Source organism: Amycolatopsis sp. NPDC050768 (assembly GCF_040654155.1).
In the GTDB taxonomy this organism is placed as follows: domain Bacteria; phylum Actinomycetota; class Actinomycetes; order Mycobacteriales; family Pseudonocardiaceae; genus Amycolatopsis.
Map to the genome: position 1 here is coordinate 128,613 of NZ_JBFAHL010000004.1, position 24,900 is coordinate 153,512.

General features: G+C 71.0%; 23 protein-coding genes, 1 tRNA gene and 3 pseudogenes. 10 read left to right on the forward strand and 17 right to left on the reverse strand.

Annotated features, from left to right (window positions below):
• Positions 1-119 precede the first annotated feature (119 nt).
• Both AB0H62_RS13645 and AB0H62_RS13650 read left to right on the forward strand, forming a co-directional pair.
• Positions 120-193: transfer RNA gene (locus AB0H62_RS13645), tRNA-Leu, on the forward strand.
• A 253-nt stretch (positions 194-446) separates the two neighbouring features.
• Entirely contained in the window at positions 447-914 is a 468-nt protein-coding gene (locus AB0H62_RS13650) for a GNAT family N-acetyltransferase (RefSeq protein WP_220242050.1), read from the forward strand.
• A gap of 188 nt (positions 915-1,102) precedes the next feature.
• On the opposite strand, the gene AB0H62_RS13655 is transcribed toward AB0H62_RS13650, so the two are convergent.
• The 3 genes and pseudogenes from AB0H62_RS13655 to AB0H62_RS13665 all read right to left on the reverse strand — a co-directional run bounded on the left by AB0H62_RS13655 (position 1,103) and on the right by AB0H62_RS13665 (position 2,843).
• Positions 1,103-1,255, reverse strand: coding sequence for a hypothetical protein (locus AB0H62_RS13655; RefSeq protein WP_220242051.1), 153 nt, complete (start codon positions 1,253-1,255; stop codon positions 1,103-1,105).
• A 206-nt stretch (positions 1,256-1,461) separates the two neighbouring features.
• Positions 1,462-1,566: pseudogene (locus AB0H62_RS13660) on the reverse strand (cytochrome P450); the annotation flags it as partial.
• Positions 1,567-1,805: 239 nt separating this feature from the next.
• Positions 1,806-2,843, reverse strand: a complete 1,038-nt coding sequence (locus tag AB0H62_RS13665) for a WYL domain-containing protein (RefSeq protein WP_220242052.1) — start codon at positions 2,841-2,843, stop codon at positions 1,806-1,808.
• A gap of 50 nt (positions 2,844-2,893) precedes the next feature.
• Here AB0H62_RS13665 and AB0H62_RS13670 point away from each other — a divergent pair, with 50 nt between their 5' ends.
• Together AB0H62_RS13670 and AB0H62_RS13675 are read left to right on the forward strand one after the other, a co-directional pair.
• On the forward strand, positions 2,894-3,373 hold the full coding sequence (locus AB0H62_RS13670) for a hypothetical protein (RefSeq protein ID WP_220242053.1): 480 nt from the start codon (positions 2,894-2,896) through the stop codon (positions 3,371-3,373).
• Positions 3,370-4,095 (forward strand): NIPSNAP family protein, encoded by a 726-nt coding sequence (locus tag AB0H62_RS13675; protein WP_360586161.1) that lies wholly within the window; start codon positions 3,370-3,372, stop codon positions 4,093-4,095. The genes AB0H62_RS13670 and AB0H62_RS13675 overlap by 4 nt, the downstream gene beginning before the upstream one ends.
• An 87-nt stretch (positions 4,096-4,182) precedes the next feature.
• Here AB0H62_RS13675 and AB0H62_RS13680 read toward each other — a convergent pair whose 3' ends face one another.
• From AB0H62_RS13680 to AB0H62_RS13710, 7 genes and pseudogenes are all read right to left on the reverse strand, one after another.
• Positions 4,183-6,090 carry a molybdopterin biosynthesis protein gene (locus AB0H62_RS13680; RefSeq protein ID WP_360586163.1) on the reverse strand — a complete coding sequence of 636 codons (1,908 nt, stop codon included), beginning with the start codon at positions 6,088-6,090 and terminating at the stop codon, positions 4,183-4,185.
• Positions 6,087-7,307 carry a molybdenum cofactor synthesis domain-containing protein gene (locus AB0H62_RS13685; RefSeq protein ID WP_360586165.1) on the reverse strand — a complete coding sequence of 407 codons (1,221 nt, stop codon included), beginning with the start codon at positions 7,305-7,307 and terminating at the stop codon, positions 6,087-6,089. The genes AB0H62_RS13680 and AB0H62_RS13685 overlap by 4 nt, the downstream gene beginning before the upstream one ends.
• Positions 7,304-9,034 (reverse strand): NAD(P)H-dependent oxidoreductase subunit E, encoded by a 1,731-nt coding sequence (locus AB0H62_RS13690; RefSeq protein ID WP_360586167.1) that lies wholly within the window; start codon positions 9,032-9,034, stop codon positions 7,304-7,306. Before AB0H62_RS13690 ends, AB0H62_RS13685 begins: the two co-directional genes overlap by 4 nt.
• On the reverse strand, positions 9,031-11,985 hold the full coding sequence (gene fdhF, locus AB0H62_RS13695; RefSeq protein WP_220242058.1) for a formate dehydrogenase subunit alpha: 2,955 nt from the start codon (positions 11,983-11,985) through the stop codon (positions 9,031-9,033). The genes AB0H62_RS13690 and fdhF overlap by 4 nt, the downstream gene beginning before the upstream one ends.
• Before the next feature lie 53 nt (positions 11,986-12,038).
• Entirely contained in the window at positions 12,039-13,841 is a 1,803-nt protein-coding gene (locus AB0H62_RS13700) for an aldehyde ferredoxin oxidoreductase C-terminal domain-containing protein (protein ID WP_360586169.1), read from the reverse strand.
• Positions 13,842-13,879: 38 nt separating this feature from the next.
• A complete protein-coding gene (locus AB0H62_RS13705; protein WP_360586171.1) occupies positions 13,880-14,728 on the reverse strand; it encodes a molybdenum cofactor guanylyltransferase in 849 nt (282 codons plus the stop codon).
• 142 nt (positions 14,729-14,870) lie between these two features.
• A pseudogene (locus AB0H62_RS13710) lies at positions 14,871-15,971 on the reverse strand (ABC transporter ATP-binding protein); the annotation flags it as partial.
• Positions 15,972-16,087: 116 nt separating this feature from the next.
• On the opposite strand from AB0H62_RS13710, the gene AB0H62_RS13715 reads away from it, so the two are divergent.
• A complete protein-coding gene (locus AB0H62_RS13715; RefSeq protein WP_360586645.1) occupies positions 16,088-16,369 on the forward strand; it encodes a hypothetical protein in 282 nt (93 codons plus the stop codon).
• Complete coding sequence (locus AB0H62_RS13720; RefSeq protein WP_360586666.1) at positions 16,299-16,520, forward strand: hypothetical protein; 222 nt, start codon at positions 16,299-16,301, stop codon at positions 16,518-16,520. The genes AB0H62_RS13715 and AB0H62_RS13720 overlap by 71 nt, the downstream gene beginning before the upstream one ends.
• Before the next feature lie 22 nt (positions 16,521-16,542).
• On the opposite strand, the gene AB0H62_RS13725 is transcribed toward AB0H62_RS13720, so the two are convergent.
• Positions 16,543-16,749: a hypothetical protein gene (locus AB0H62_RS13725; RefSeq protein WP_360586668.1), complete on the reverse strand. Its 207-nt coding sequence runs from the start codon at positions 16,747-16,749 to the stop codon at positions 16,543-16,545.
• Positions 16,750-16,834: 85 nt separating this feature from the next.
• Here AB0H62_RS13725 and AB0H62_RS13730 point away from each other — a divergent pair.
• Positions 16,835-17,164, forward strand: a pseudogene (locus AB0H62_RS13730) (LLM class flavin-dependent oxidoreductase); the annotation flags it as partial.
• 171 nt (positions 17,165-17,335) lie between these two features.
• On the opposite strand, the gene AB0H62_RS13735 reads toward AB0H62_RS13730, so the two are convergent.
• The 3 genes from AB0H62_RS13735 to AB0H62_RS13745 are packed head-to-tail and all read right to left on the reverse strand — an operon-like array spanning position 17,336 to position 18,758.
• A complete protein-coding gene (locus tag AB0H62_RS13735; protein WP_220242063.1) occupies positions 17,336-17,515 on the reverse strand; it encodes a hypothetical protein in 180 nt (59 codons plus the stop codon).
• 53 nt (positions 17,516-17,568) lie between these two features.
• Positions 17,569-18,252, reverse strand: coding sequence for an anti-sigma factor (locus AB0H62_RS13740; protein WP_360586173.1), 684 nt, complete (start codon positions 18,250-18,252; stop codon positions 17,569-17,571).
• A complete protein-coding gene (locus AB0H62_RS13745; protein ID WP_360586175.1) occupies positions 18,171-18,758 on the reverse strand; it encodes a sigma-70 family RNA polymerase sigma factor in 588 nt (195 codons plus the stop codon). The genes AB0H62_RS13740 and AB0H62_RS13745 overlap by 82 nt, the downstream gene beginning before the upstream one ends.
• A 219-nt stretch (positions 18,759-18,977) precedes the next feature.
• Here AB0H62_RS13745 and AB0H62_RS13750 point away from each other — a divergent pair, with 219 nt between their 5' ends.
• Both AB0H62_RS13750 and AB0H62_RS13755 read left to right on the forward strand, forming a co-directional pair.
• Positions 18,978-20,546 carry a molybdopterin-dependent oxidoreductase gene (locus tag AB0H62_RS13750; RefSeq protein ID WP_360586177.1) on the forward strand — a complete coding sequence of 523 codons (1,569 nt, stop codon included), beginning with the start codon at positions 18,978-18,980 and terminating at the stop codon, positions 20,544-20,546.
• A gap of 133 nt (positions 20,547-20,679) precedes the next feature.
• On the forward strand, positions 20,680-21,351 hold the full coding sequence (locus AB0H62_RS13755; protein ID WP_220242067.1) for a fasciclin domain-containing protein: 672 nt from the start codon (positions 20,680-20,682) through the stop codon (positions 21,349-21,351).
• A gap of 121 nt (positions 21,352-21,472) precedes the next feature.
• Here the strand turns inward: AB0H62_RS13755 and AB0H62_RS13760 are convergent, their stop codons facing one another.
• From AB0H62_RS13760 to AB0H62_RS13770, 3 genes are all read right to left on the reverse strand, one after another.
• Complete coding sequence (locus AB0H62_RS13760; protein ID WP_360586179.1) at positions 21,473-22,096, reverse strand: dihydrofolate reductase family protein; 624 nt, start codon at positions 22,094-22,096, stop codon at positions 21,473-21,475.
• 73 nt (positions 22,097-22,169) lie between these two features.
• Positions 22,170-23,006 carry a helix-turn-helix domain-containing protein gene (locus AB0H62_RS13765; RefSeq protein WP_360586181.1) on the reverse strand — a complete coding sequence of 279 codons (837 nt, stop codon included), beginning with the start codon at positions 23,004-23,006 and terminating at the stop codon, positions 22,170-22,172.
• A gap of 68 nt (positions 23,007-23,074) precedes the next feature.
• Positions 23,075-23,908: a helix-turn-helix transcriptional regulator gene (locus AB0H62_RS13770; protein ID WP_360586183.1), complete on the reverse strand. Its 834-nt coding sequence runs from the start codon at positions 23,906-23,908 to the stop codon at positions 23,075-23,077.
• A gap of 145 nt (positions 23,909-24,053) precedes the next feature.
• Here AB0H62_RS13770 and AB0H62_RS13775 point away from each other — a divergent pair, with 145 nt between their 5' ends.
• Positions 24,054-24,893, forward strand: a complete 840-nt coding sequence (locus AB0H62_RS13775; protein ID WP_360586185.1) for an SDR family NAD(P)-dependent oxidoreductase — start codon at positions 24,054-24,056, stop codon at positions 24,891-24,893.
• Positions 24,894-24,900 lie beyond the last annotated feature (7 nt).

The following is a 24,900-nucleotide window of genomic DNA, read 5'->3' on the forward strand; positions in this document are numbered from 1 at the left end:
AGGTCAGCCTACCGGGAACGATCCAGTTCCCAAGATGGCGTTCACCACGAAGTGGCGGGCGCGACACCCCGCCCCGCCACACGCGCGTCACCGGTGATCGCGTAAAGTTCGTCGCGCTCGCCCCCGTAGCCCAACTGGCAGAGGCAACGGATTCAAAACCCGTCCAGTGAGAGTTCGAATCTCTCCGGGGGCACCCCTTTCCACCAGCACAAACCGGCCCCTGACCAGGCGCAACTCGGTCGGGGGCCGATCTTGTGTCAACCAGTGGCGCGCGACGGCGACCGGCCGGCCCCTCGACGGCGTCACGGCCACGCTGGTCATCACCATCGGCTCGGCCGTGCTCGGCGCCGGCGTGAAGACCAACGACCCCGACCTACGTTCACCCCTCTCGCATGGGGACTGGCGGATGGCAAGACTGGCGGACCCCGGACCGCGATAATGGCCAGGTGACCGCACACGTCGAACTGCGTGAAATCACCGACGACAACCGCGACGAGGTATGCGCCGTGCGTGTCCGGCCGGACCAGAAGAAGTTCGTCGCATCGGTGAAGAAGTCACTGAAGGAGGCACGCAAGAAACCACAGCTGTCGCCCTGGTATCGCGCTGTGTACGCGGACGACGTGCCCGTCGGTTTCGTCATGCTGAACTGGGCGGTGTCCCCAGGCACGCGCGGCGTGGCCGGCTCGTACGTCTTGTGGCGACTGCTCGTCGGAGCGCAGTTCCAACGCCGCGGCTACGGGCGCGCCGCGCTGGCCAAAGTCATCGAACTGGTCAGGGCGGACGGTGGCACCGAACTATTCACCAGTTACCAACCAGGAAAGGGCGAACCATGGCCGTTCTACCGGGGCTTCGGCTTCCAGCCGACCGGTGAGATCGACGACGGCGAGATCGTCCTGCGGTGCGCGCTGACCTGATCGGCCAACCGCGACGACCGAAGGGGCGGTCCGTGGTCCGTTACTGGCGGTGGAAGACGGCCCTACAATCCGCCACCGCGGCCTAAGGACCGTCTCGTCGAGCAGATCGAACGCCAAAGTGAACGGGTTCGCGGAATCTGGTGTGCGCTGACACGGGAACCCGTCGCTCGGTCGGCGTCCAAGACCGGTTACTCGGGACGATCGTCGACGACGCGTTCCGTGAGCCAGGCAGTGACTAGCTCTGCGGTGACGGCGTCGAGGTACACGGTGTGCACGTACTCGCCGCGGCGGACCCGGATGACCTGCCGGGTGAGCTCGAGGTCGTCCAGCCACCGGCGCAAACCGGCCCCGCGACCAGCGAAAACTGGCGTGGGGCCCTTCTCGTTCTGTCCGGCTGTGTCCGAGCAGAACCGGCGACCTCGACCGCTACCCAGTGCCCAGCCCACTCGGCGCATTGCGCGGCGGGCGCCGTGCTTGAAGGATCGATGTCAGCGAGGGCGGCGAAGGCACGACGCGGACCTCTCCCCTGCCAGGCTGCTTGAGCTGTCAAGGACGGGATGCGGCGGAACAGCCGCCGGAACACTTCTGTCGGCTCTACTCGGGCCAGGTTCTGGCCGAGGCACTGGTGCACGCCGAAGCCGAACGCCGGGTGACCCGGGCCGCCGGTCCGCCGGTCCGCCTCCGGGTCAAGTCGGCCCCACAGGTCTTCACCGTTTACGGCCAGCCGCCCGGGTGACCATGTGAACGGCCAATTCGGGTTTGGTCTTACCGATTTCCCTTGCCCCGCATGGAATACACTAGCAGTTGATCATTTTTCAATACAGTCAAAAAATACAACCATACGCAGCGATCTTCCCGGCGCGCCACTGGTCGTGCGTCAACCTTCGGACGTCATGCGAACCTATGGTGAAGCGGATAGCGTGGGCCAGAACCGTTTGCGTACTGTTTCAGCACGGCCTTGGCCAAGGCGACGAGCGCGGTGCGAAGCTCAGGTGGTGACACCACCTCGATATCGCTGCCATACCCGATCAGCTGTACCGCGCCTTTCGCTGCCGATTCGATCGGCAGTTCCGCCAGTACCCAGCCCTGCTCGTCGCGAGAGCCGTGGCGGAGGGCGTCGGCGAGGCTGCTGTCGCTGAGGTCCGGCAGTTGTGCGACGAGTTCGGGAGCGACCCGGATGTGCGCTGTCGCGGTGAGGCGCCGGCGATCGAAGTCGGTCAGGTGGTGCTGCCAGAACTCGGCGAGGTCGAATGGGGTGACCCGCTCGAATGTCACGTCCTCGGTGCGGAGTTCCAGGATGTTGCTCACCCGGTAGGTCCGCAGTGGTGACGTGGTGCCGCGGGTGCGGTCGGCGGCGACGAGGTACCAGACGCCGTTCTTGACGACGAGGCCGTGCGGATCGAGGGTCCGGCGCACTTCGCGTGGTTCGGCCCAGCGCCAGTAGCTCACGTGCACCCGCCGGTTCGTCAGCAGCGCGTCGGCGAGCGCGGGCAGAGCCGCGGGGGTGGTCGCGTAGCTGTACCAGGCGGGCAGGTCGAGCAGAAAGCGATCGCGTAGCCGGTTCGCTCGCTCTTCGTGACGGGGTCCGAGGGCGGCGAGCAGCTTCGCCTCGGCCGAGCGGGCCTGTTCGGTCAGTCCGAGTGAGGCCGCCGGCGCCGGGAGTCCGATGAGGAACAGTGCCAGAGATTCCTGCGAGGTCAGGCCGGTGAGCGTGGTGCGGTACCCATCCACCAGCCGGTAGCCGCCGCCGCGACCGTTCTCGGCGTAGAGGGGGACGCCCATCTGGGACAGCACCTCAACGTCGCGGTACACGGTGCGCATCGAGACGCCGAGGTGGGCGGCGAGTTCGCGGGCGGTGGCGGTGCGGCGCGCCTGCAACAGCAGCAGGATCGAGAGCAGGCGCCCGGAACGGACGCCGGACTGGTTCATCGAACTAAAGCTGCCATACGGTGTCAGCGTTGGCCAGCAGACTTGCTCGCATGACGCAGACAGAGCGGCGCCCCGCCTACGACTTCGACTTCTTCACCGGAACCTGGCAGGTGCGGCACCGGCGGCTGAGCTCACCGCTCGACAGCACTTCGGACTGGATCGAATTCGAGGGCATCACGAACGCGCACACCCATCACGGTGGAGCGATCCACGTCGACGAGGTGTCCCTCGCCGAGCCAGGCCACTACGGCTTCACCATCCGCACGTACGACCAGGAGCGGAAGGACTGGACGATCCACTGGGTGAACAACCGGGTCGGACGGCTCGAGCCACCGGTGCGAGGGCGGTTCACCGACGGCGTCGGGACGTTCTACGGCACCGACGAGGTGGACGGCCGGCCGGTGCGAGTGCGGTTCGTGTGGTCCGAGATCTCGGACACGACCGCGCGTTGGCGGCAGGCTTTCAGCGTCGACGGCGGCACGACGTGGGTGGACAACTGGGAGATGCGCTTCACCCGGGAAGCCAAGTGACGGGCATCCCGCGCTCCGAAGTGGTCGACCTGCGGCAGTACACGCTCCGGCCCGGTCGCCGCGACACCTTGATCGATCTGTTCGACAGCTATTTCGTCGACGGCCAGGAAGACGTCGACATCCACGTCGTCGGACAGTTCCGCGATCTCGACGACCCGGACCGGTTCGTGTGGTTGCGCGGCTTCGACTCGATGGCCGCCCGCGGTGCGAGCCTGCCGGCCTTCTACGGCGGGCCGGTGTGGCAGGCGCATCGGGACCGGGCGAACGCCACCATGGTCGACTCGGACAACGCGTTGCTGCTGAACCCGCTTCGGCTGGCCGACGGGTATCCGCGGTTCGGTACAGCTCGCGATTCCGCCACACAGCCACGCTCGGTGGTCGGCGTTACCGTCGTCCATCGCGGCCGGCCGATCGATGAACCGTTCCGCGCGTTCGTCCTCGACTCTGTCCTCCCCGAACTCGTGGCGGCCGGCGGCGTGCCCATCGCGGTGTTCGTCACCGATCCGTCCGTCAACAACTTCCCGGCGCTGCCCCTGCGAGAGGAGAACGTCGTCGTGTGGATCAACTGCTTCGACGATGATGCGGCCTACCGCGCCCACCACACCCGCCTCGCCGCGTCGGCCGGATGGTGTGAGCACGTGCTGCCAGTTCTCGAGCACAGCGCCGGGTTGCCCATGCAACAGCTGCGGTTACGTCCCACGGCAGGGTCACATCTGCGCTGACCCTTGGCGAAGCCCCGGCGCAAGACGCCGGAGAACGTCGTCGCTGCTTCAAAGGGTCCCCGAGCTCGCGGGTCGCAGAATCCTGAGTCAGCGGATGCGTTCGCCGGTCTGGGCGCAGGAGTAGCCGCCGAGCCCCTCGACGCGTGTTCGGAAGCCCGGGTCCGCGAGCAGTGTCCACAGGGGAGCCAGCAGGTCGTGCGACACGTCCGCGGCGCGCATCACGAGATCGTAGGGTTCCTGCGCGACGGGCACGAAGTCGAGGCCGAAGGCGCGGGCCGCGGCGAGGATGCCCAGCCCCGTGTCGGCGCGGCCGGCGGAGACCGCGGCGGCGACCGCGAGGTGCGTGTGTTCCTCCCGGGCATAACCGGGGATGGCGGCGGGATCGATGCCGCGGCGGCCCAGTTCGTGGTCGAGCAGGGCGCGGGTGCCGGCGCCGCGCTGGCGGTTGACGTAGCGCACGCCGGGACGCGTGAGGTCGTCGACGTCCTTGAGGCCCAGCGGGTTTCCGGGCGCCACGAGAAGGCCTTGGTCGCGGTGGACGAGCCGGATCACCGCGGCGTCGTCGCCGAGCAACCGCTCCACGTAGGGCAGGGTGTACTCGCCGGTGGCCGGGTCGAGCAGGTGCGAGCCGGCGAGGTGGCAGAGCCCGTCGCGCAGGGCGACCAGGCCGCCGAGCGAGCCGACGTTCGAGGACGCGAGCGTCACCAGCGGGTCGGTGGCGCGCAACGCCGAGGCCGCGAGGTCGAGGACGAGGTCGTGCGAGCCGATCGCGACGATGGTGCGGTCGATCTCGGCGAGCCCGCGCAGCAGTTCCACCCGGACCTCGGTGCCGGCGTGGTGTCCTTCGACGCCGGCCGGGACGACGAGCAGCCCGTCCGCGCGGACGAGGGAGGTGAGCACACCGGCACCGCGCGGGAGCGGGGTCGCGACGACGTGGTCCCGTACGCGGCCGAGGCGCACGCGCACCCAGTCGTCCATCCCGACCACCGACGGCAGTTTCCGGGCGAGCCGCGCGGTCGTCGAGGGCCGCTCGCGCGGTGCGGCACCTTCGAGCTCGGCCAGCAGGGGCGCGGCGAAGATGTCGAAGGTGAGAGCCGCGGAGACGGGATAGCCGGGGACACCGAGAATCGGCGTGCCCTTCTCGCCCGTCACCGTCCCGAGCACCACGGGATGCCCGGGCCGCACCGCGACTCCGTGCACGGCAACGGTTCCGGCTTCGGCGACGACGCGGGCGGTGTAGTCGTCGCGGCCCGCGCTGGATCCCGCGATGAGCATGACCAGGTCGGCTTCGCACGCGGCCGTGCGCACGGCGGCGGTGATGGCGGCCGGGTCGTCGGCGACGATGGCGGTGACCCGCGCGTCGCAGCCGGCCTCGCGGGCCTGCGCGGCCAACATGACCGAGTTGGTGTCGGCGATCTCGCCCGGCCGCAGCTCGGTCCCGATCGGCCGGATCTCGTCGCCGGTCGGGATGATCACCACGATCGGCGCCCGCCGCACGGACAGCTCGATGACGCCTGCGGCGGCACTGGCGGCGACGTCTACCGGGCGCAGCCGGTGGCCCTCCGGCAACAACAACTCGGCGGCGCTGATGTCCTCGCCGATGGAGCGCACGTGCTGGTACGGCGGCACCGCCGTGCGCAGTTCGGCACCGTCGAGTGTGTGGTGGACGTGTTCGCGCATGACCACCGCGTCGTACCCGGGCGGCAGCGGGTCGCCGGTGTCGACGACCTCGAAGTCCGTCACCACCACCGGCGTCGTCTCCGACGCCCCGACCGTGTCGGCCGCTCGCACGGCGATGCCGTCCATCCCGGACGAGTCGAACGCCGGCGAAGACCGTTGCGCCCACACCGGTTCCGCCGTGACCCGGCCCACCGCGGCACCGACGGGGACCCGGATCGCCTCGACCCGGGCCGGGCACCCGGCGGCGGCCCGCGCTTCCCGCCAGGCGTCGTGGGCCTGGGCGGCGGGGACGTCGGAGATGAACGGGCTGTTCATGCGTACAGCGTGACATCGACGTCCAGGCCGCCGTCCAGCCCGGTCGCCGGCTCCGGAATGACCACGTACCCGTCCGCCCGGGTCAGCACCGACAGCAGCGCCGACGGCCCGAACAGCGGCTCGGCGACGCCGTCACGCACGCGCACCTGCACCACGTCCAGCCGCCCGGCGGCCGAGGCCAGGTCTCGCGACAGCCGCGCCCGCGTCGACGACCGGGCCGGCGGGATCTCGCAGCCGCTGAGCCGCCACAGCAGGGGAATCCCGATCTGCCCGAACACCACCAGCGCGGACAGCGGGTTGCCCGGCAGGCCGATCACCGGAACCCCGGCGCACTCGGCCAGCAGCGTGGGCTTCCCGGGCTTGATCGCCAGCCCGTGACACCACACCTCGCCGACCGCGGCGACGGCGCCCGCGGTCTCGTCCCGGGCCCCGACCGACGACCCGGCCGACACGACCACGAGATCCGCCCCGGGCAGGACCGAGGTCAGCTTGTCCTTCAACGCTCCGGGTTCGTCCGACACGATGCCGCCGGGCACGGGTTCACCACCGGCGTCGAGCACCAAGCCGGCCAACGCGGACGCCGTGGCATCACGCACCTGGCCCGCGCTCAGCGACGAGGTCTGCGGCGGAACCACTTCGTCGCCGGTGGAGATGATCACGACCCGCGGCCGTGCGTGCACCGACACGGTCACCACGCCGGCGGCGGCCAGCAGGCCCAGGTCCGGGGCACGCAGCGGCCGGCCACCCGGAACGAGCGACCCGCCGGCGGCCACGTCGTCGTCGGCGCGCACGAGCCCGCCGCCCGGCGCGACCGGCCGGGTGACCTCGATCGTGCCCGGCATGGTTTCGGCGGTGAACTCGACCATCACCACCGCGTCCGCCCCCTCGGGAAGCACGCCGCCGGTCGGCATCGCCACGCAGCCGCCCGGGCGCACGGGCACCGTGGGCGCCGCACCCATCCGCACCGCGCCGAGCAGGTCGAGGTAGGACGGCAGGCCGTCGGAGGCGCCGTAGGTGTCCGCCGCCCGGACCGCAAATCCGTCCACTGTGGACTTGACGAAGCCGGGCAGGGCGTGCGGCGACGGGATGTCCCCGGCCGGCACCCGGTGCAGTGCCGCCGCCAACGCAACCGTCTCGACCGCGGTGCGGTGCGAAGGGCGGAACCCCGCGAGGGCCTCGGCGACGGTGCGGGTGGTGAAGAACTCGCGTCCGCTCACCGATCCGGCTGGTCCTTCGCGCCTTCGGGCTTCGGGTGCGGACGGGCCGCGGCGCCGCCCTTGGCCAAGCCCAGCACGGACACCACGGGCCCGAGCGCGACCTGGCCGAGCCCGCAGATCGAGGTCTTGCGCATGGCCTCTTCCAGCTGCAGGACCTTCCCCCGTCCGGCGTCGTCCAGCTCGGAGCCCGAATCGAGCACACCACTCAGCAGCGTGTGCGCCTTGGTGGACCCGACCCGGCAGGGCACGCACTTGCCGCACGACTCGTTGCGGAAGAACCGCAGCACGTTCGTCGACGCGGCCAGCAGGTCGGTGCCCTCCGCCAGCACCACCAGCGCGCCGGAGCCGAGCATCGTCCCGGCCTCGGCCAGCGACGCGAAGTCCAGCCGCAGGTCGAGCCGGTCGGGACCGATGAAGTTGGACGACGCCCCGCCCGGCTGGACCGCGCCCACGGCCGCGCCGTCGAGCACGCCACCGGCGGTGTCGATCAGCTCCCGCACGGTGGTGCCCATCGGCACGCAATAGACACCCGGGCTGGTCACGTGCCCCGAAACGGCGAAGAACTTCCAGCCCGTCGAGTCGCCGACGCCCTGCGACTGCCACCAGTCCGCGCCCCGCTGCAGAATCACCGGCACGTCGGCGAAGGTTTCCACGGAGTTGATCAGCGTCGGGCGGCCGTGCAGGCCGTAGTTGCCCGGGAACGGCGGCTTGTTGCGGGGCTCGCCGCGGTGGCCCTCCATGCACTCGAGCAGCGCTGTCTCCTCGCCGAGGATGTAGCCGCCGGGCGAGACGAAGATGTCCAGCTCCAACCGGCGCCCGCTGCCGCACGCGTCCGGGCCGATCACCCCGGCCTCGCGCAGCGCATCGATCTCCTCGCGCAGCACGTGTTCCTCGGGGCCGTACTCGTGCCGGATGAACACCCAGCCCTGCTCGGCGCCGACCACCGCCATGCCCAGGAGCAGCCCTTCCAGCACCAGGTGCGGCTGCTCGGCGAGGATCTGCCGGTCCTTGAAGGTGCCCGGCTCGGACTCGTCGGCGTTACAGATCGCATACTTCACCGTGCCCGGCTGGGCACCCGCGACCAGGCTCCACTTCTGCCCGGTCGGGAACCCGGCGCCGCCCATGCCGCGCAGCCCGGAGTCTTTCAGCGTCGCCACCACGGCCTCGGGACTGATCTCACCGGCCAGCAACGCACGCGACGAGCGATAGCGATCGCCCACACCGGAGCCGCCCGGGTACGGGTCGTTCGGCCACGGTTCCTCGCGCCGCGCCGCCGACGCGTGCCCGACGCCCCCGCCGCGCGCGGCGGTGACCAAAGTGTCCACTTCGGACACCGGCGCCGGGTGCTCGTTCACCGCGGCCGCGGGCGCGGCGTCGCAGCGGCCCAGGCACGAGACCTCGACCAGCTCGACGTCGGTGTCTTCGCCGTACTGGCGCTTGATCGCCGCGATCCTGTCCTCGCCCGAGCGCAGCCAGCACGACAGGTCGTGACAGACGCTGATCTGCACCTTTTTCGGCGGCGTGGTGCGGAAGTGCGGGTAGAACGAGATCAGGCCCTCGATCTCGTAAAGGGGCCGGCGCACATCGCGCGCCAGCTCCTCCAGCTCCTCGCGCGGCAGCCAGCCCAGCCGCGCCTGGATCGCGTTCAGCGCGGGGATCAGCGACGGGCCGGGGAACTTGCCCGCCCGCGCCTCGACACCGGGTACCCGCTCGGGAATCAAGGTCATTCCGCGACTCCCACTGCCGTGACGGATTCCGTGTGCGCCGCGCCCAGGGCCTCGACCTGGATCGCGCAGAACTTGAACTCGGGGATCTTGCCGTACGGGTCGATCTCGTCGATGGTCAGCAGGTTCGCCGCCGCTTCCCGGAAGTGGAACGGGATGAAGCAGTTCCCGAGCTGTTCGCGGTGCGAGATCCGCACCTGCAGCTCGATCACCCCGCGCCGCGACCGCACGCGGGCCCGTTCACCGTGGGCCAGGCCGCGGTCGGCGGCGTCCTTCGGGTGCATGTACACCTCCGCAATCGGAGCGATCGAGTCCAGCGCGAACGAGCGCCGGGTCATCGACCCGGTGTGCCAGTGCTCCAGCAGCCGGCCGGTGTTGAGCACCAACGGGTACTCCGCGTCCGGGAGTTCCTTGGCGGGCAGCCAGTGCGCGGCGACGAGGTGGGCCAGGCCGTCGTCGGTGTTGAATCGCTCGTCGAACAGCACCACGGTGCCGTCGGAGTGCTCCGGATCGGCGTTGGGGTAGAGCTTGCCGGACAGGCCGAGGTTGTCGTGGCGCAGGTTCTTGTACGAGGGCATCAGCGCGACCATCTCGTCGAAGATCTCGCCGGGCGCCGAGTAGGTCCAGTCCAGGCCGATCCGCCGGGCGATGTCCTGCACGATCTCCCAGTCGACCCTCGCCTGCCCGGGTGGGTCCATGACCTTGCGGCCCAGTTGCACCCGCCGGTCGGTGTTGGTGTAGCTGCCGTCCTTTTCCAGGTACGACGACGCGGGCAGGATCACGTCGGCGAACTCGGCGGTCTCGGTGAGGAAGATGTCCTGCACGACCAGGAAGTCCAGCGCTGCCAACGCTTTGCGGACCTTGTTGATGTTCGGGTCGGACAGGAACGGGTTCTCCCCGAGCATGTACATCCCGCGCACGCCACCGGGTTTGAGCACGGAACCGATGATCTCGGTGACGGTCAGCCCGCGCTTCGGATCCAGCTCCGTGCCCCACGCCTGCTCGAACCGCTTCCGGGTGCCGTCGAGGTCCACACCCTGGTAGTCCGGGTAGAACATCGGGATCAGGCCCGCATCGGAGGCGCCCTGCACGTTGTTCTGGCCGCGCAACGGGTGCAGGCCGGCGCCGGGCCGCCCGACGTTGCCGGTGATCGAGCACAAGGCGATCAGGCAACGAGCGTTGTCGGTGCCGGTGGTGTGCTGGGAAATGCCCATGCCCCAGTAGATGACGCCCGCGCCCGCCTCGCCCCACTCGCGGGCGACCTCGCGGATCAGGTCCGCGTCCACGCCGGTGATCTGCGCGGCGCGTTCCGGCGGGTACTCGGCGACCGTGCGCGCGAGCTCTTCGTAGCCGGACACTCGCTCGGCGATGAACTCGCGGTCGATCAGGCCGAGGCGGATCACCTCGTACATGATCGAGTTGTAGAACGCGACGTCGGTGCCGGGCTTGACCTGGCAGTAGTAGTCGGCGTGCTCGGCCACCGTGCTGGCGCGCGGGTCCACGTACACGATCTTGGTGCCGCGGCGGCGGGCCTGCTTGAAGAACGAGCTGGCGACCGGGTGGTTCGCCGTCGGGTTGGACCCGGTGATGATCACGATGTCCGCGTTGGCCACGTCGCCGTAGGTCGTGGACACCGCGCCCGAGCCGACGCCCTCGAACAGCGCCGCGACCGACGACGCGTGACACAGCCGCGTGCAGTGGTCGACGTTGTTCGTGCCGAAACCGGCCCGGATCAGCTTCTGGAAGAGATAAGCCTCCTCGTTGGAGCACTTCGCTGAGCCGAACCCGGCGATCGCGCCCGGCCCGCCGGTCGCGTGGATCTCCTTGAGCCGCCGCGCGACCAGGTCGAGTGCCTCGTCCCAGGTCGCCTCGCGGAAGTGCGGCATGACCTCGTCGTAGTCGACGAGCCCGCCCGGCTTGCGCCGGCCGTCGCGCCCGCGTTTCTGGCTCCGGCCGCCACCGCTGCGGTTTCCACCGCCTCCACCGCGCCCGCGGTCGTTCTCGGCGTCACCCCGCACGTCCGCGGACAGCGGGCCCTTCGGGTACGACGAGTCGATGCGGATGAGCGGCGTGGTGAGCCGCTGTGGTGAGGCGGCGTAGTCCCAGCCGTAGCGGCCCTTCACGCACAGCCGGCTCTTCGACCCGGGCTGGTCCCGGCCTTCGGCGAAGGAGATCGCCCCACGGTCGCGGTCGACGTAGTAGGTCAGCGCGCAGCCGACCCCGCAGTAGGGGCAGACGCTGTCGACGGCGTCGAGCTGCTCGCGGGGCTGGATCGGGATGAGATTGATCGCCTTGTTGGTCAGCGCACCGGTCGGGCAGGCCTGCACGCATTCACCGCATGTGACGCACGAGCTGGCGCCCATGGGGTCGTCGAGGTCGAAGGCGATCTTCGTCGAGTAGCCCTTGCCGGAGCGGCCGATCACGTCGTTGCCCTGGATGTCGTCGCAGGCCCGCACGCACCGGTCGCACAGGATGCAAGCGTCGTGATCGACGCTGATGACCGGGTTGGACAGGTCCGTGCCGCGCCCGGATCCGCACGGCAGGTCGGTGGTTTCCTTGGCGACGTCGAACCGGTCGGCCAGCTCGAGCAACAGGTTGTCGCCGGTCGTGGTCTGCTTGGGGTCCTCGGCGCGATCCGGCTGGTCCGACAGCAGCAGCTCGGTCAAGGTCGCGCGGTTGCGTTCGAGCTCGGGCGTACTGGTCTTGACTTCCATGCCGTCCTCGCACGGGCGCACGCACGCGGCGGCGAAGACCCGGCCGCCGGTGTCGACCACGCACATCCGACAGACGCCGACGGGGTCGTAGCGTTCGTTGTGGCACAGCACGGGAATGTCCACGCCGGCCTGCTGCGCCGCGTTGTAGATGCTGGTTCCCTCGGGCACCGTCACGGAGTGGCCGTCGATCGTCGTGGTCACCGTGCGCACCGCCGTGGCGGGCTCGTCGACTGTCGTCATCACTGACCTCCGTCGCAGGCGAGCGGATGCTGCATACAACATACCCTCGTAAGTCAGGCGTCGAGGAGAAGATCGGGAAGGTCGCTCGCGCGCACCCGGCCTTCCTCATCGAGCCCACGGGCAACGTAATAACTGTCGACCATGGCCTGCAACCGCTGAGCGGTCAACGTCGCGGAGCGGCCGGAAGGCAGTTCCAGCGGCGTTTCCAGCAGGCGGGGCGGCAGGGTGTCGTCCTTCGCGGTTGCCCCTTCGCGCTGGTTGAACGCCCGCTTCGCGCGCACGATCCGCGCGGCCGTGGTACGCAGCTCGGCTGAGTCCACCGGCCACCCGGTGACCAGGGACAACAGCGTGGCCCACTCGGTGAACGGATCCTCGAACACCCCGCGCAGGAACTTGCACAGGATCATCGAGTCCATCACCGCGGCCCGGTCCTCCGTGCCGATCGCCGCGCCGACGTGGGCCTCGCCGCCGCGGAACCGGTTCACCTCGCCCGAAAGGTCGGCTTCGTAGGCGCCGGACCGGTTGTGGTCGGCGCCGCGCGAGTTCACCGCCAGGCCCAGAGCCATCGACTGCAGGCTGCGCGGCTCGTAACCCGGCAGCTCCAGGCCCTTCACCTGCGGGGCGAAGCCGATCGAGCCGTGCCCGACGATCCCCGCCGCGCGCCGCGACCCCTGGGCCAGCAGCTCGCCCAGCCCTTCCTCACGGGTACCGATCGCCTCGAGTGCCCGCAGCAGGGCCGCGCCGTCGCCGAACTTCAGCCACGGCTCGTCGATCAGGCCGCGCTCGACGCACTCCATGGCCCACGCGATGGTGCCGCCGGCCGAGATCGTGTCCAGGCCCAGCTCGTCGCACTTCGCGCTGGCGGCGAACACGTCGTCAGGGTCGGAGACCCCGCACAGCGGGCCGAGGGCGAACACGTTCTCGTACTCCATCCGCTGGCTGCCGCCGCCCTTGCGGGAGTAGATGTGCTCGCACCCGATCGAGCAGGACGCGCAGCTGTTGCGGGCCACCCCGCGCAGCTCGTGCAGCTCCTCGGCGGCCAGCCTCGGCGCACCGTCGAAGGTCGCCGCGGTGAAGTTGCGGGTCGGCAGCGTGCTGACCGCGTTGAACGCCAGCAGGTTCGCCAGCGTGCCCAGTTCCCGGTACTTCGCCGTCGCCGGGCCGAAACTGCGCCGCCGCAGATCCTTCGCCGCGGCCAGCACCCCGGCCTGGTCCGCCACCGCCACCTTGGTCGCCGACCGCACGAGGACCGCCTTGATGTTCTTGGCTCCCAGCACCGCGCCGAGCCCACCTCGTCCGGCATGGCGGCCGTCGTGGCTGATCGTCGCGTAGCGGACCTGACGCTCCCCGGCCGACCCGATCGCCGCCGTGCGCCAGCCGCGCCCGAACCGCTGCCGGGCCTGCGTTTCGGCGTCCGCCGCGGACAACCCGGCCAGCTCCGGCGCCGGTTCGAGCCGCACCCCGGCACCGTCGACGAGCAGCACCGACAATCGCGCCGCGCGGCCCCGGATGACGATCGCGTCGTGCCCGGTCAGCTTCCCGGCGATCGCGAACTGGCTCGACGCCAGCGCGTCGGTCAGCAAGCCGGTCAACGGGGACTTGGCGACCACGGCGAACTTCGCGCTGGTGGTGAGCGGGGTGCCCACCAGAGACGAGAACACGAACGCCAACGGCGCTTCCGGCGCGAGCGGATCCACGCGTGGCGGCGCGAGCCGGTGCATCAGCCACGTACCCAGCCCGACACCGCCGAGGTACGCGCGCAGCACCCGCTCGTCCAGCTCGCACGTCTCACCGGTCGCCGTGTCGTCGCCGACGTTGACGACCAGTGCCCGTCCGAAAAAGCCTCCCGGCGCCATACCCCGACTCTAGGCCCGTTCGTGCGGTTGTGGCGCGGTCAGCCGCCGGCGTCCGCCGACAGGAACGCCACCGAATCCCCCGTCACGAGCGGCATCAACGGATCCCGCGTCACCTGCTCACCGTTCACCGCGGCGACCACGTGCCGGTCCAACGCCAGCCCGGCCAGCGCGGCCGCCGCACCCAGCGTCGCCGCCCGGCCCGTGCGCGGCCGATGCCCGTTCTTGCCCGCCAGCGCCCCGAACCGCTCGACCGTCACTTCCGGCGCCGGGCGACTCCGTACCTCGGCGTAGTCCGCCGGCGTGTTCACGTTGACCGCCGACTCCAGCCGCGGATCCAGCCGCGCCAAGTTACGGTCGTCGAGCAGCTGCGCGTCGTCGAGCTGGATGACGTCGCAGTGCTTGAACAACATCCCCGGCCTCAGGTTCCCCTCTCCGATCAGCCCGGTGATCAGCCCGGCCAGCGACGTCCGGTACCCGGCCGCCAGCGGCTGCCGGAATCCCCGAGCGAACGGCATGACCATGTCCGCACCCGTCTCCGCCAGCCCGCGCAGCACCCGCCGCACCCACGCGGGATGCAGCAACGGCATGTCGGTAGAGCACACGAACGCGACCTCGGCCCGCTCCGCCACCGCTGCCAGCCCCGCCGCCACGCCCTGCATCGGCCCGAGGCCCTCGACCGGATCCTCGACTACCGCGACCCCCGCCGGCAGGTCGGGCAGCTCCTGCCCGGCCGCCGCGACGACCACGACCGGGCCGTCGATCGTCCGGCCCAGCACCGCGCACGTCCGGTACAGCAACGTCGAGCCGTGCCATTCCAAGCCCGCCTTGGGCCGGCCCATCCGGGATGAACGCCCTCCCGCCAGGACCACCCCCGCCTCGCTCTGCATCTGACGGAGGATAGCCGCGAGTCACGGACAGTGGCGAGAAACAACGGCCCGGCTGCGAGTGCCAGTCGGGTAGCCGCTCGCGCCGGCGGGCGATTCAAGAGTTACCCAGGCGGCCGACCTCGGCCGCCGTACACCGTGAGCATCACGGCGGTCCCGCGCTCCCGCCGTCACCGGCCGTCGCGAGCGGGTGCCGGTTGCCGGGGATCGCGGCGAGGAGTTCGCGGGTGTATTCGTGGCCCGGGTTGGTGAACAGGTCCTCGGTGGTGCCGGTTTCCACGATCCGCCCCTGACGCATCGCAGCGACGTCATGGGCGATCTGGCGGACGACGGCGAGGTCGTGGGAGATGAACAGGTACGCGACACCGGTGTCGGCTTGGAGTTCGGCCAGCAGGTCGAGCACCTGGGCCTGCACGGAGACGTCGAGCGCCGACACGGGTTCGTCGCACACCACCAGGTCCGGGGACAGCGCGAGCGCCCGCGCGATGGCGACGCGCCGGCGTTGCCCGCCGGACAGTTCGGCCGGGCGGCGGGTGAGCATGGCCGCGGGGAGAGCGACGCGGTCGAGGAGATCGCGGGCGCGCGCGAGGCGGGAGACGCGATCACCGACGCCGAAGGCGCGCAACGGTTCGGTGATCACTTCGCCGATCGAGAACCGCGGATCCAGCGAGGCGTAGGGATTCTGGTAGATCAGCTGCGCCCGGCGGCGCAGCTGCCGCACCTCGGCTCCGCGCGCGGTGGTGACGTCGGCTCCGGCGAAACGGATCTCGCCGGCGGTCGCGTCGGTCAGGCGCAGCACCAGCCGGGCGGTGGTCGACTTGCCGGAGCCGGACTCGCCGACGAGAGCGAGCGTCCGGCCGCGGTGGAGGGTGAAGCTGACGTCGTCGACGGCCCGCAGTGTCCGCGCCCGACCCGAGACGCGCGGCAGCCGGAACTCCTTGACGGCGTTACGGACCTCGACCAGCGGAGCGGCATCGGCCGGCGCCGGTGCCGAGACGCGGGGATGGGCCGTGGTCAGGCTGGGCGCGCTGGCCAGCAACTGGCGCGTGTACTCGTGCCGTGGGTCGGCCAGCAGGCCGGCCGCGGGGCCGGTCTCGACCACCCGGCCCTCGGACATCACCACGATCCGGTCCGCCCGGTCCGCGGCGACCCCGAGGTCGTGGGTGACCAGCAGCACCGCGGTCCCCGACTCCTCGGTCAGCCGCTGCAGGTGGTCGAGGATGACCCGTTGCACGGTCACGTCGAGCTCCCTGCTGGACACCGGCAGCGCCGACTTCCACGGCGTTCCGGCTCACGGTCGCGCCGATCCTGCCCGTCACCGTGCCCGGCGCGCAACCGCGCGTACCGGTCCTCGTCGCCGCGATGGGGCCGGAAGCGCTGCGGGTCACCGGCGAACTGGCCGACGGCACGCTCCCCTACCTGGCCGCGCCACGCGTGCTCGGCGAGCACATCGTCCCCGCCATCACCAAGGCGGCCGATGAAGCCGGCCGCCCCGCACCGCGGATCGTCGCCTTCGTGGCCGGCACAGTGACCGGCGAACGCCGAGGAAGTCCGGGCGAAAGCGTTGCGGGACATGGCTTTCTACGATCAGGTCCCCTCCTACCAGCGGGTGGTGTCGCTGGCCGGCGCGCGGCACGCGGGTGAGCTCGCCGTCATCGGGGACGAATCCGCCGCCGCCGCTGCGGTGCGCCGGTACTTCGACGCCGGGGCAACCGCAGTGGTGTTCACGCAGACCGATCTCGGCGGTCCCGAAGACCAGTCCCGGACCTTCGAAGTCCTCGGCGGCCCGGCCTGACCGCGGATGCCACTGCGGACAGTCACTCCGGCGCGGCGTAGTCCTGCACGATCCGCCGGAACGTCTCGCGCTCACGGCGTGACAGCGGCACGCTCGGCACATCGGCCGCCGCCGCGCGGGGCGCGGGCACGACGAATCCGAAGTCGAGCGGCGCGGACGGGGGTGCGAGCACCCAGCCGCAGCCGGTGACCGCTCGTGCCACTGCCCGGATCGCTCGCTTCATCGTCATCAGCCTCCCGCACCCGACCGGCCCTCCATTCTCGTCGCGGACGCGGCCGTGTCCAGCCCCGTCCACCCGGCGGGAGAACAAAACCGCCCACGGACGCGCCGCGTGGCTGGTCGGCGCGACCGCCCTGCCCGAGGCGCTGGCGACCGTCGGCCGGCCGCCGCTCGGGTCCGACGCGCTGAGGCGGGAAGTGACCGATGTCGTCGAGGTCGTCCGGCGGCTGTGGGACTCGGGGGAGGACGACGCGGTCGTCAAGGACGTCGCGACCGGCCGCTACCTCGATCCCGGCAAAGTGCACCAAGTCGACTTCGACGGCGAGACCTTCTCGGTCATAGGACCGCTGATCACTCCGCGCCCGCCCCAGGGCAGTCTCGTCGTGCTCGCACCCGACACCCTCGCCGACGCGGCCCGCCCCGATGCCGAGCGGTTACGGCGGCCGCCTTCATGAGCGGGGTTCGCCCGCCCGCCTGGTTGCTGGGGTGTGGGGTGCGGGCGTGTTCCGGACGGCGGGCGGTCCGGTTCGAGACGAAAGCCACCAGGCAGTTCGCGCGAGGAGATCGCGGGTGGCGAGAAGACCCTTCGCGTCCCGTCAGCCGGGGAGTGTGGCGGCGGTGACGACCGTGATCCGCGCGGATCCTCGGCGCAGCACCAGCCATCCGTCGGCCGCGCGCTCGATGTCGTAGCCCTCGGCGAGGTAGGAGTCCAGCTCGCGGGCCAGCTCGTTCCCGTCGGCGACGCGGTGGACCGGCTGGTACGCGTGCGCAGCCATGTGTTCTCCTCCACTGTGGACTTCTTGCTCCCGGGTACGAAGTGGACAGCAGCTCACCCGAGGTCGAACCGGAGCACCCCCGGAGTCGTGGGCCGGGGTGATCCCGTCGCGGGTTCGGTGGTGACGGCGATGTGGTCGACGTCGGCGGGCAGTGCGCTGACCAGCGCGCCGGCGTCCGGGCGGACCAGGCCGGCCGACTGCGGGCCGCGCGGGCCGATCAGCCAGACCTGATAGGCGTGCGCGGGGTCGAGCGCCGCGACGCCGTCGAGCGAGACCGCGACCTGTGCAACGCCGCGGGAGGCCTCGGCGGTACCGGTCCCACCGGTGGCCGCGTGCGCAGTGACGGTGACCGCGTCGGGTGCGGCGAGGATCCGCCCGTCGGCGGTCACGACCGTCGAGCCGCGGTCGCCGCCCGGGCCGCCGCCCAGCGTGATGCCCCCGACGACACCGGCGGCCACTGCCGCGACGACGGCGACCGTGATCGCCGCCCGCGTTCGCCACCGACGAGGGATGCCGGCCGCGGGCTGTGGTTCGTGGACGAGCGGTGGAGCCTGGCGCGTCGCCGTGATCCCCGCGAGCACGGCCGCGCGCACCCGGGCCGGCGGCTCGGCGTCGGCGGCGACGCCGAGCAGAGCGGCCACGGCCCACAGCTCGCTCACCTCCTGGGCGCAGACCTCGCAGTCGCGCAGGTGCCGTTCGAACTGCGCCCGCTCGAAGTCGCCGATGGCGTCGAGCACGTAGGCGCCGGTGAGGGTGACTTGACGGTGCTGACGGGGACGTCGAGGAGGTCGCCGACCTCGCGACAGGTGTACCCGTCGTAGTACGCGAGCTCGATCGAACGGCGCTGCAGGTCGGTGAGCGTGGCGAGCGCGGCCCGGACGTCGTCGCGTTCCAGGCGCAGCATCGTCTGCTCGGCGACCTCGTCGAAGTCCCGGCGCGGGTCCAGGCGGCCGGCGCGGGCCTCCCGGTCGGAGCCGGACTGCTCGGAACGCACGCGGTCGATCGCCCGCCGGTGCGCGATCGTCAGCGCCCACGACCGCACGTTCCCCCGTCCGGCCGTGAAAGTCGCGGCCTTGCGCCAGATCTCGAGCAACGTCACCTGCGCGACCTCCTCGGACTGCGCCCGGTCCCGCAGCACCCGCACCGCCATGCCCAGCACGGGGCCCGCGAGCTCGTCGTACAGCGCGGCGAACGCCGCCTCGTCCCCGAGCGCCACCCTCGCGAGCAGGGATTCGGGCGTCACCGGTTCCTCCACTGTGGATAGTGGCGGCGGTGTCCTCGTCAACGTCCCGGCGTGACCGGCCATGTCAGATCCCTCCCGGCCGAAGCGCCGAGAAAGCCGTCAGCACTCGGCCGGCGGGTCACCGGGTATTCGCCACCGGTTGCGCGGTGTATGGGTGCCGATCGGAAACTCACCCGAGCAGATGCCCATCCGGAAGCCGCGCGGGGCCGAATGACCGGTATGGCCACCACCGAAGCCCCCGCCGTGCCGAGCGCCGCGCCCCCACGGCTACGCATCCCCTCCGCGGCGCTCTGCGGCGTGCTGGCGCTGTTCGCGGCGCTGGCGGCCGGGCACCTCGTCGCCGGGTTCATCAGCGTCAACGCCTCGCCCTACCTGGCCGTCGGCAACGGCGCGATCGACCTGACGCCGGTGGAGCTGAAGGACTTCGCGGTGCAGACGTTCGGCACCTACGACAAAGTCGTGCTGCTCGGCGGCATGGCCGCGGTGATGGTGGCCGCGGCCGCGGTCGCCGGGGTGCTGTCGCTGCGCTCGCCCCGGCCGGGTGTGGTCATCGTCGCCTTGTTCGGGCTGCTCGGCGGGTTCGCGGTGCACCAGCGGCCGGACCTGACCGCCGTGGCGCTGCTGGCGCCGGCGACGAGCCTGGTGGTGGGCGTGGCCGTTTTCCTGCTGCTGCACCGGATCGCGCCCCGCAAGAACCCGCCGGCCGAGCGGTCCGGGGGTACGTCGCGGCGGTCCTTTCTCCTCGGCGGGGCGGGTGCTCTCGTCGGGGCCGGGGTACTCGGCGGGGCCGGCCAGCTGGTCAGCGGCACCCGGGACGCGACGGCGTCGCGGGCGGCGATCGGTGCCCTCGTGCCCGCGAAATCCGCGCCCGCGATCCCGGCCGACGCCGACTTCGCCAAGCTGGGGACACCGACGTTCCTGACGCCCAACCCCAAGTTCTACAGGGTGGACACGGCGCTGTCGGTACCGCAGCTGCGCGCGGAGGACTGGAGCCTGCGCATCCACGGCATGGTGGAGCGCGAACTGCGTTACGGCTACTCCGACATCCGCAACCGCCCGCTGGTCGAACGCACGATCACCATGACCTGTGTGTCCAACGAGGTCGGTGGCGACTACGTGTCGACGTCCGACTTCATCGGGGTCGACCTGGCCGACCTGCTGGCCGAAGCCGGGGTGCGGCCGGGAGCGGAACAGCTGTTCTGCACGAGTGTCGACGGCTGGACCTCCGGCACCCCCGTGGCGGCGGCCCTGGATCGCGGCCGCGGCGCGATGCTCGCGATCGGGATGAACCGGGAACCGCTTCCGCTGGAACACGGATTTCCCGCACGGCTGGTCACGCCGGGGCTCTACGGCTACGTGTCGGCGACCAAGTGGGTCGTGGACATCGAGGTGACCACCTGGAAGGCCCGGCAGGCGTACTGGCTCAAACGCGGCTGGGGCGAGCAGGCACCGATCAAGACCGAATCACGCATCGACACCCCGAAGGGCTTCGACACCGTGCCGGCGGGCGCGGTGCGGCTGGCCGGTGTCGCGTGGTCGCAGCACAACGGCATCGCCGACGTCGAGATCAAAGTGGACAACAACCCGTGGCAACGGACCACCCTCTCGACCGAGGTCAACGTGAACACCTGGCGCATGTGGTGGACCCAGATCGCCGTGAAACCCGGCACCCACCAGGTGTTCGTCCGCGCCACCGACAAAACCGGCTACACCCAGACCGACGCGCGCGCCGGCACCGTCCCCGACGGCGCCACCGGCTGGCACTCCACCACGTTCATCGCGACCTGACCGGCTCACTCGAAAGAGTTGCCATCCGCACCAATCCTTTCCCCGACCGGCACCGAATCCCTCATGAGAAACACCCGCCGACCCCACTGCGGCCGGTCCTGGCACATCTGTCCACTGTGAACGGAGTTATCCCGTGAAATCCCTTCGTATCGCCGCAATCGGCGTCACCGCTGTCGCCGCCCTCGCCCTCGCCGCCTGTGGCAGCAGCACCGGCAGCGGCTCGTCCGGTGGCAGCGCCCCGGCACCCTCGTCGTCGGCTCCGATGTCGTCGAGCAACGACTCCGGCGCCTCCAACGGCATGACCACCAACGCCGACGTCTTCGGCCCGGCGTGTTCCCAGCTGCCGCAGGGCAACTCCCCCGGCTCGCTCGACTCCATGGGCCCGCAGCCGGTCGCGTCGGCCGCGTCGACCAACCCGCTGCTGACCAAGCTGGTCGCCGCGGTCAAGGCCACCAACCTCGTCGACACGCTCAACAGCCAGCAGGCCATCACCGTCTTCGCCCCGGCCGACCCGGCGTTCAACGCCCTCGGCGACGCGAAGTTCACCGAACTGGCCCAGAACCCCGACCAGCTCGCGCCGATCCTGCAGTACCACGTCGTCGGCAAGCGCTACGACGCCAAGGGCCTCGCTGCCGCGGGCTCCGTCACCTCGCTCAACACCGCGGGCGGCCCGCTCAAGATCGAAGGCACCGGCGACGACATGACCGTCAACGGCGCCAAGATCCTCTGCGGCAACATCCCGACGAAGAACGCCACCGTCTTCGTCATCGACAAGGTCCTCACCCCGGGCACCAACAAGAACTGACCCCGAGGTCCCACGAGGACCCCTCCGGACGACGAGCCCGGCGTGCTTGCCCACAGGCCACGCCGGGCTCGTTGCGGTCTCCAAGTCCCCTGCCTCGCCTGGCCGGCCACAGTGGACGGCGTCAGCGGCGCACCTTGAATCCGAGGTGCAGCACCCCGTCGCCCTGGATGACGACGTGGGGATCCTCCAGCAGGTACTGGCCGTCGATGCCGCCGAAGTAGCGTTTGCCCGACCCGAAGACCACCGGCACCACGTCCATCGCCACTTCGTCCACGAGGCCGGCCGCGAGGATCTGGCCGCCCACGTCGCCGGCGTTCACCGCGACGGTCCGCTCGCCGGCGAGCTCCTGGGCCTTGTCGATCGCGGCCACCACACCGCCGACGAAGTGGTACGACGCCTCGGGGTGCCAGCCCTCGGGCTTGGGCCGGTGCGACACGACGACCACGTGGTCGCCCGCGGGCGGCTTGCCCTCCCAGCCGTTCACGAGGTCGAACAGGTGGCGGCCCATCACGATCACGCCGATCTTCTCCCACATCGACCGGACGTAGTCCGCTGAAGCGCTGGAGACCTTGAAGGCGTTTCCGGCTCCGGAATGGTCGAAGTCCTGCTCACCCTGCCGGCCGGGGCGTTCGATGATCGGGTTGTCCCCGTTGAAGTACCATTCGTGGAGTGGGCCGACGTCGTCCTTGTCGTCGGCGATGAAGCCGTCCACCGACGCCACGTTGTGCATGATCACCGTGCCCACCAGTACTCCTCGGATCTCCTCGCGCGGATGCCCCGATCCTGCCGTCCCCGGTGGGCGACGGGCTTGTAAAAATTCACTCGGCGGGCATCGGGCCGCTGTCCGGCGGGAACCCTTCCTCGGCCGGCAATCGGCGCCGCAGGGTCAGGTATCCGGTCGGCGTGTGCCCGGTGAAGTCCTTGAACTCCTTGCTGAAGTGGGCCTGGTCGAAGTAGCCCGCCCGGTGCGCGAGGTCCGGCCAGTCGACCGGCCCCCGCGCGTCGACAGACAGGATCAGCCGCGCGAAGCGGTAGATCCGCGCCACCCGCTTCGGGGTGAGCCCGACATGGGACTTGAACTGCGCGGCCAGGTGATTGCCGCTGACGCCGGCGGCATCGCTGAGCGCACCGACCGGGATCGTGCCGTGGGCGGTCTCCAGCCACCTGCCGGTGTGCTGGACCAGGTCGAGACCGCGCGGGGCGGTCTCGGCCAGCCGCGCACGCAGCTCCTCCTCCACGACCCGCAGCGCCTCCGCGGCCGAAGTGAGGTCGCCGAGCCGGTTGCGCAGCCGACCCGCGGACCGCGGCCACACGGCGTCGGCCGGCACCCAGCGGTCCCGCAGCTCGGTCGCCGCCACGTCGACGAACGGCGAAATCCCCCACGGCTTGAAGTGCACCCCGACCAGCCGCACCCAGCCGGGGTACTCGACGACGAACCGCCTCGTCCGCACTCCCGTGAACAGCCCACCGGCCACCAGCACAGGCGGCGCGTCGGAATCGCGCACCACGAACGGTCCGCCCAAGTTGACGAACAAGTGCGCCGACGGCATCGGGGGCACGGTCATCCGGCGATGGCGCGGCACCCCGGTCAGGCAGTAGATGTCGTCGATGAACCGGTCCAGCGGCGGCGCGGGCACCCGGCCGACGTAGTCCATCGGCTCAGTGTGGCCGACGAGGGTTCAGATGGCGAGGAGTGTCGACGCCGACGCTGACCGGCCGGTCGTCAGTGGTCCTGGCCGGCGCCGAGCACGCCGAGAAGGGCGAGGCGGTCGGCGGTATCCGTGCCGGGTACGGGCACGAAGAGCGCCAGGATCTGCGACCGGTTCTCCTCCAGGAGCGCTTGGCAGTCGAGCTCCAGGACGCCGGTTTCGGGGTGCAGGATGCGTTTGCGGCGGCTGCGCAGCACCGCGACGTCGTGCGCGGACCACAGCTCGGCGAACTCCGTGCTGTCCCGCAGCAGCTGGTCGACCAGTGCCCGTGCTCGTGCGTCGCCTCGGCGCACGAGTGCGGCGCGCAGGTCCGCGGCCAGCAGCCGGGACTCCTGGGCCCGGTCTTCGAGCGGGTAAGCGGCCCGGGCGTCCTCCGACGTGAACCACCGGTACACGAGGCTGCGGTCCGGCCCGTCGAGCCGGGTGTGGTCGCCGAAGACGGCGGTGGCGAGGGCGTTCTGCGCCAGGACCTCGCCGAGGTCGGTCATCACCTGCGCCGGCATGTCGTGCAGGCGATCCAGCAGGCCGAGGAGCACGGGGGAAACGTGGTCGTCGGTCGAAAGCCGGTCGGGCGCGGTGTGCCCGGCGAGCCGGAACAGGTGGTCCCGCTCGTCCAGCGTCAGGCGCAGCGCGCGGGTCAGGCCGCGCAGTACCGACGACGTCGGTTTCGGAGCACGGGCCTGTTCCAGGCGGGTGTAGTAGTCGGTGGAGATGCCCGCGCGGGCGGCCACCTCCTCCCGGCGCAGGCCGGGCGTGCGACGCCGCGTCGAGGACGTGACCCCCACCTCGCCCGGCGTGAGCGCCTCGCGTCGCACCCGCAGGAAGTGGGAGAGCTGTGCGGAGTCCATCGGCCCAGTGTCGCTGCGGAAGCCCCGGTCAGCCAGGGACTGCCGGTCCCTGGGAAGAGCTCGCTCTGCCTACGTGGCCGCCCGCGCCGGAATGTGGTGGGTGAGGGGCCGGATCCACCGGCTTCCCACGACAGAGGAGCACGTGATGACCGAACAAGGCCCGAAGACCTGGTTTCTGACCGGGGCGTCGCGGGGGCTTGGCGCTTCGTGGGCGCGGGCCGTGCTGGGGCGCGGCGACCGGCTCGCGGCGACGGCCAGGGATGCCGCGTCGCTGAAGCCGCTCGTCGACGCCTACGACGACCAGGTGCTGCCGCTGGGGTTCGATGTCGCGGACGCGACGGCCGTCCGTGAAGCCGTGGCCGCTGCCGAGGCGCACTTCGGTGGCATCGACGTGCTGGTGAACAACGCCGGGCACATGCTCGTCGGCGCCGTGGAGGAAGCCACCGACGAGCAGGTCCGCGAGCAGATGGAGACGAACTACTTCGGTGCGATGTGGACCACCCGCGCCGTCCTGCCGGGCATGCGTGCCCGCGGCGGGGGCCGGATCCTCCAGGTTTCCTCGCTCGGCGGGGTTGTCGCCTACCCGGCGCTCGGTCTCTACCACGCGTCGAAGTGGGCGCTGGAGGCGGTGAACCAGTCGCTCGCGGCGGAGGTCGCCCCCTACAACATCAAGGTGACGCTCATCGAGCCGATCGTCTTCCAGACCGGCTTGGCCGCCAACTCCCCGCAGACCCAGCCCGACGACGCCTACTCCCACATTCGCGAAGCGCACGACGACAGGGCCACGCACTTCGTCCCCGGCGACATCGAAGCCACCGGCCAGGCCGTGCTCGAACTCGCCGACGCCGAGGAACCGCCCCTGCGGGTGCTGTTCGGCACCGGCGGCCTGGACCTGGTCCGCGCGGAGTACGCGCGCCGCCTCGAGGGCTGGGAGAAGTGGGACGGTCTCTCGCGTGCCGCTCACGGCTCAGCAGCCGGCTCTTGACCGGTAC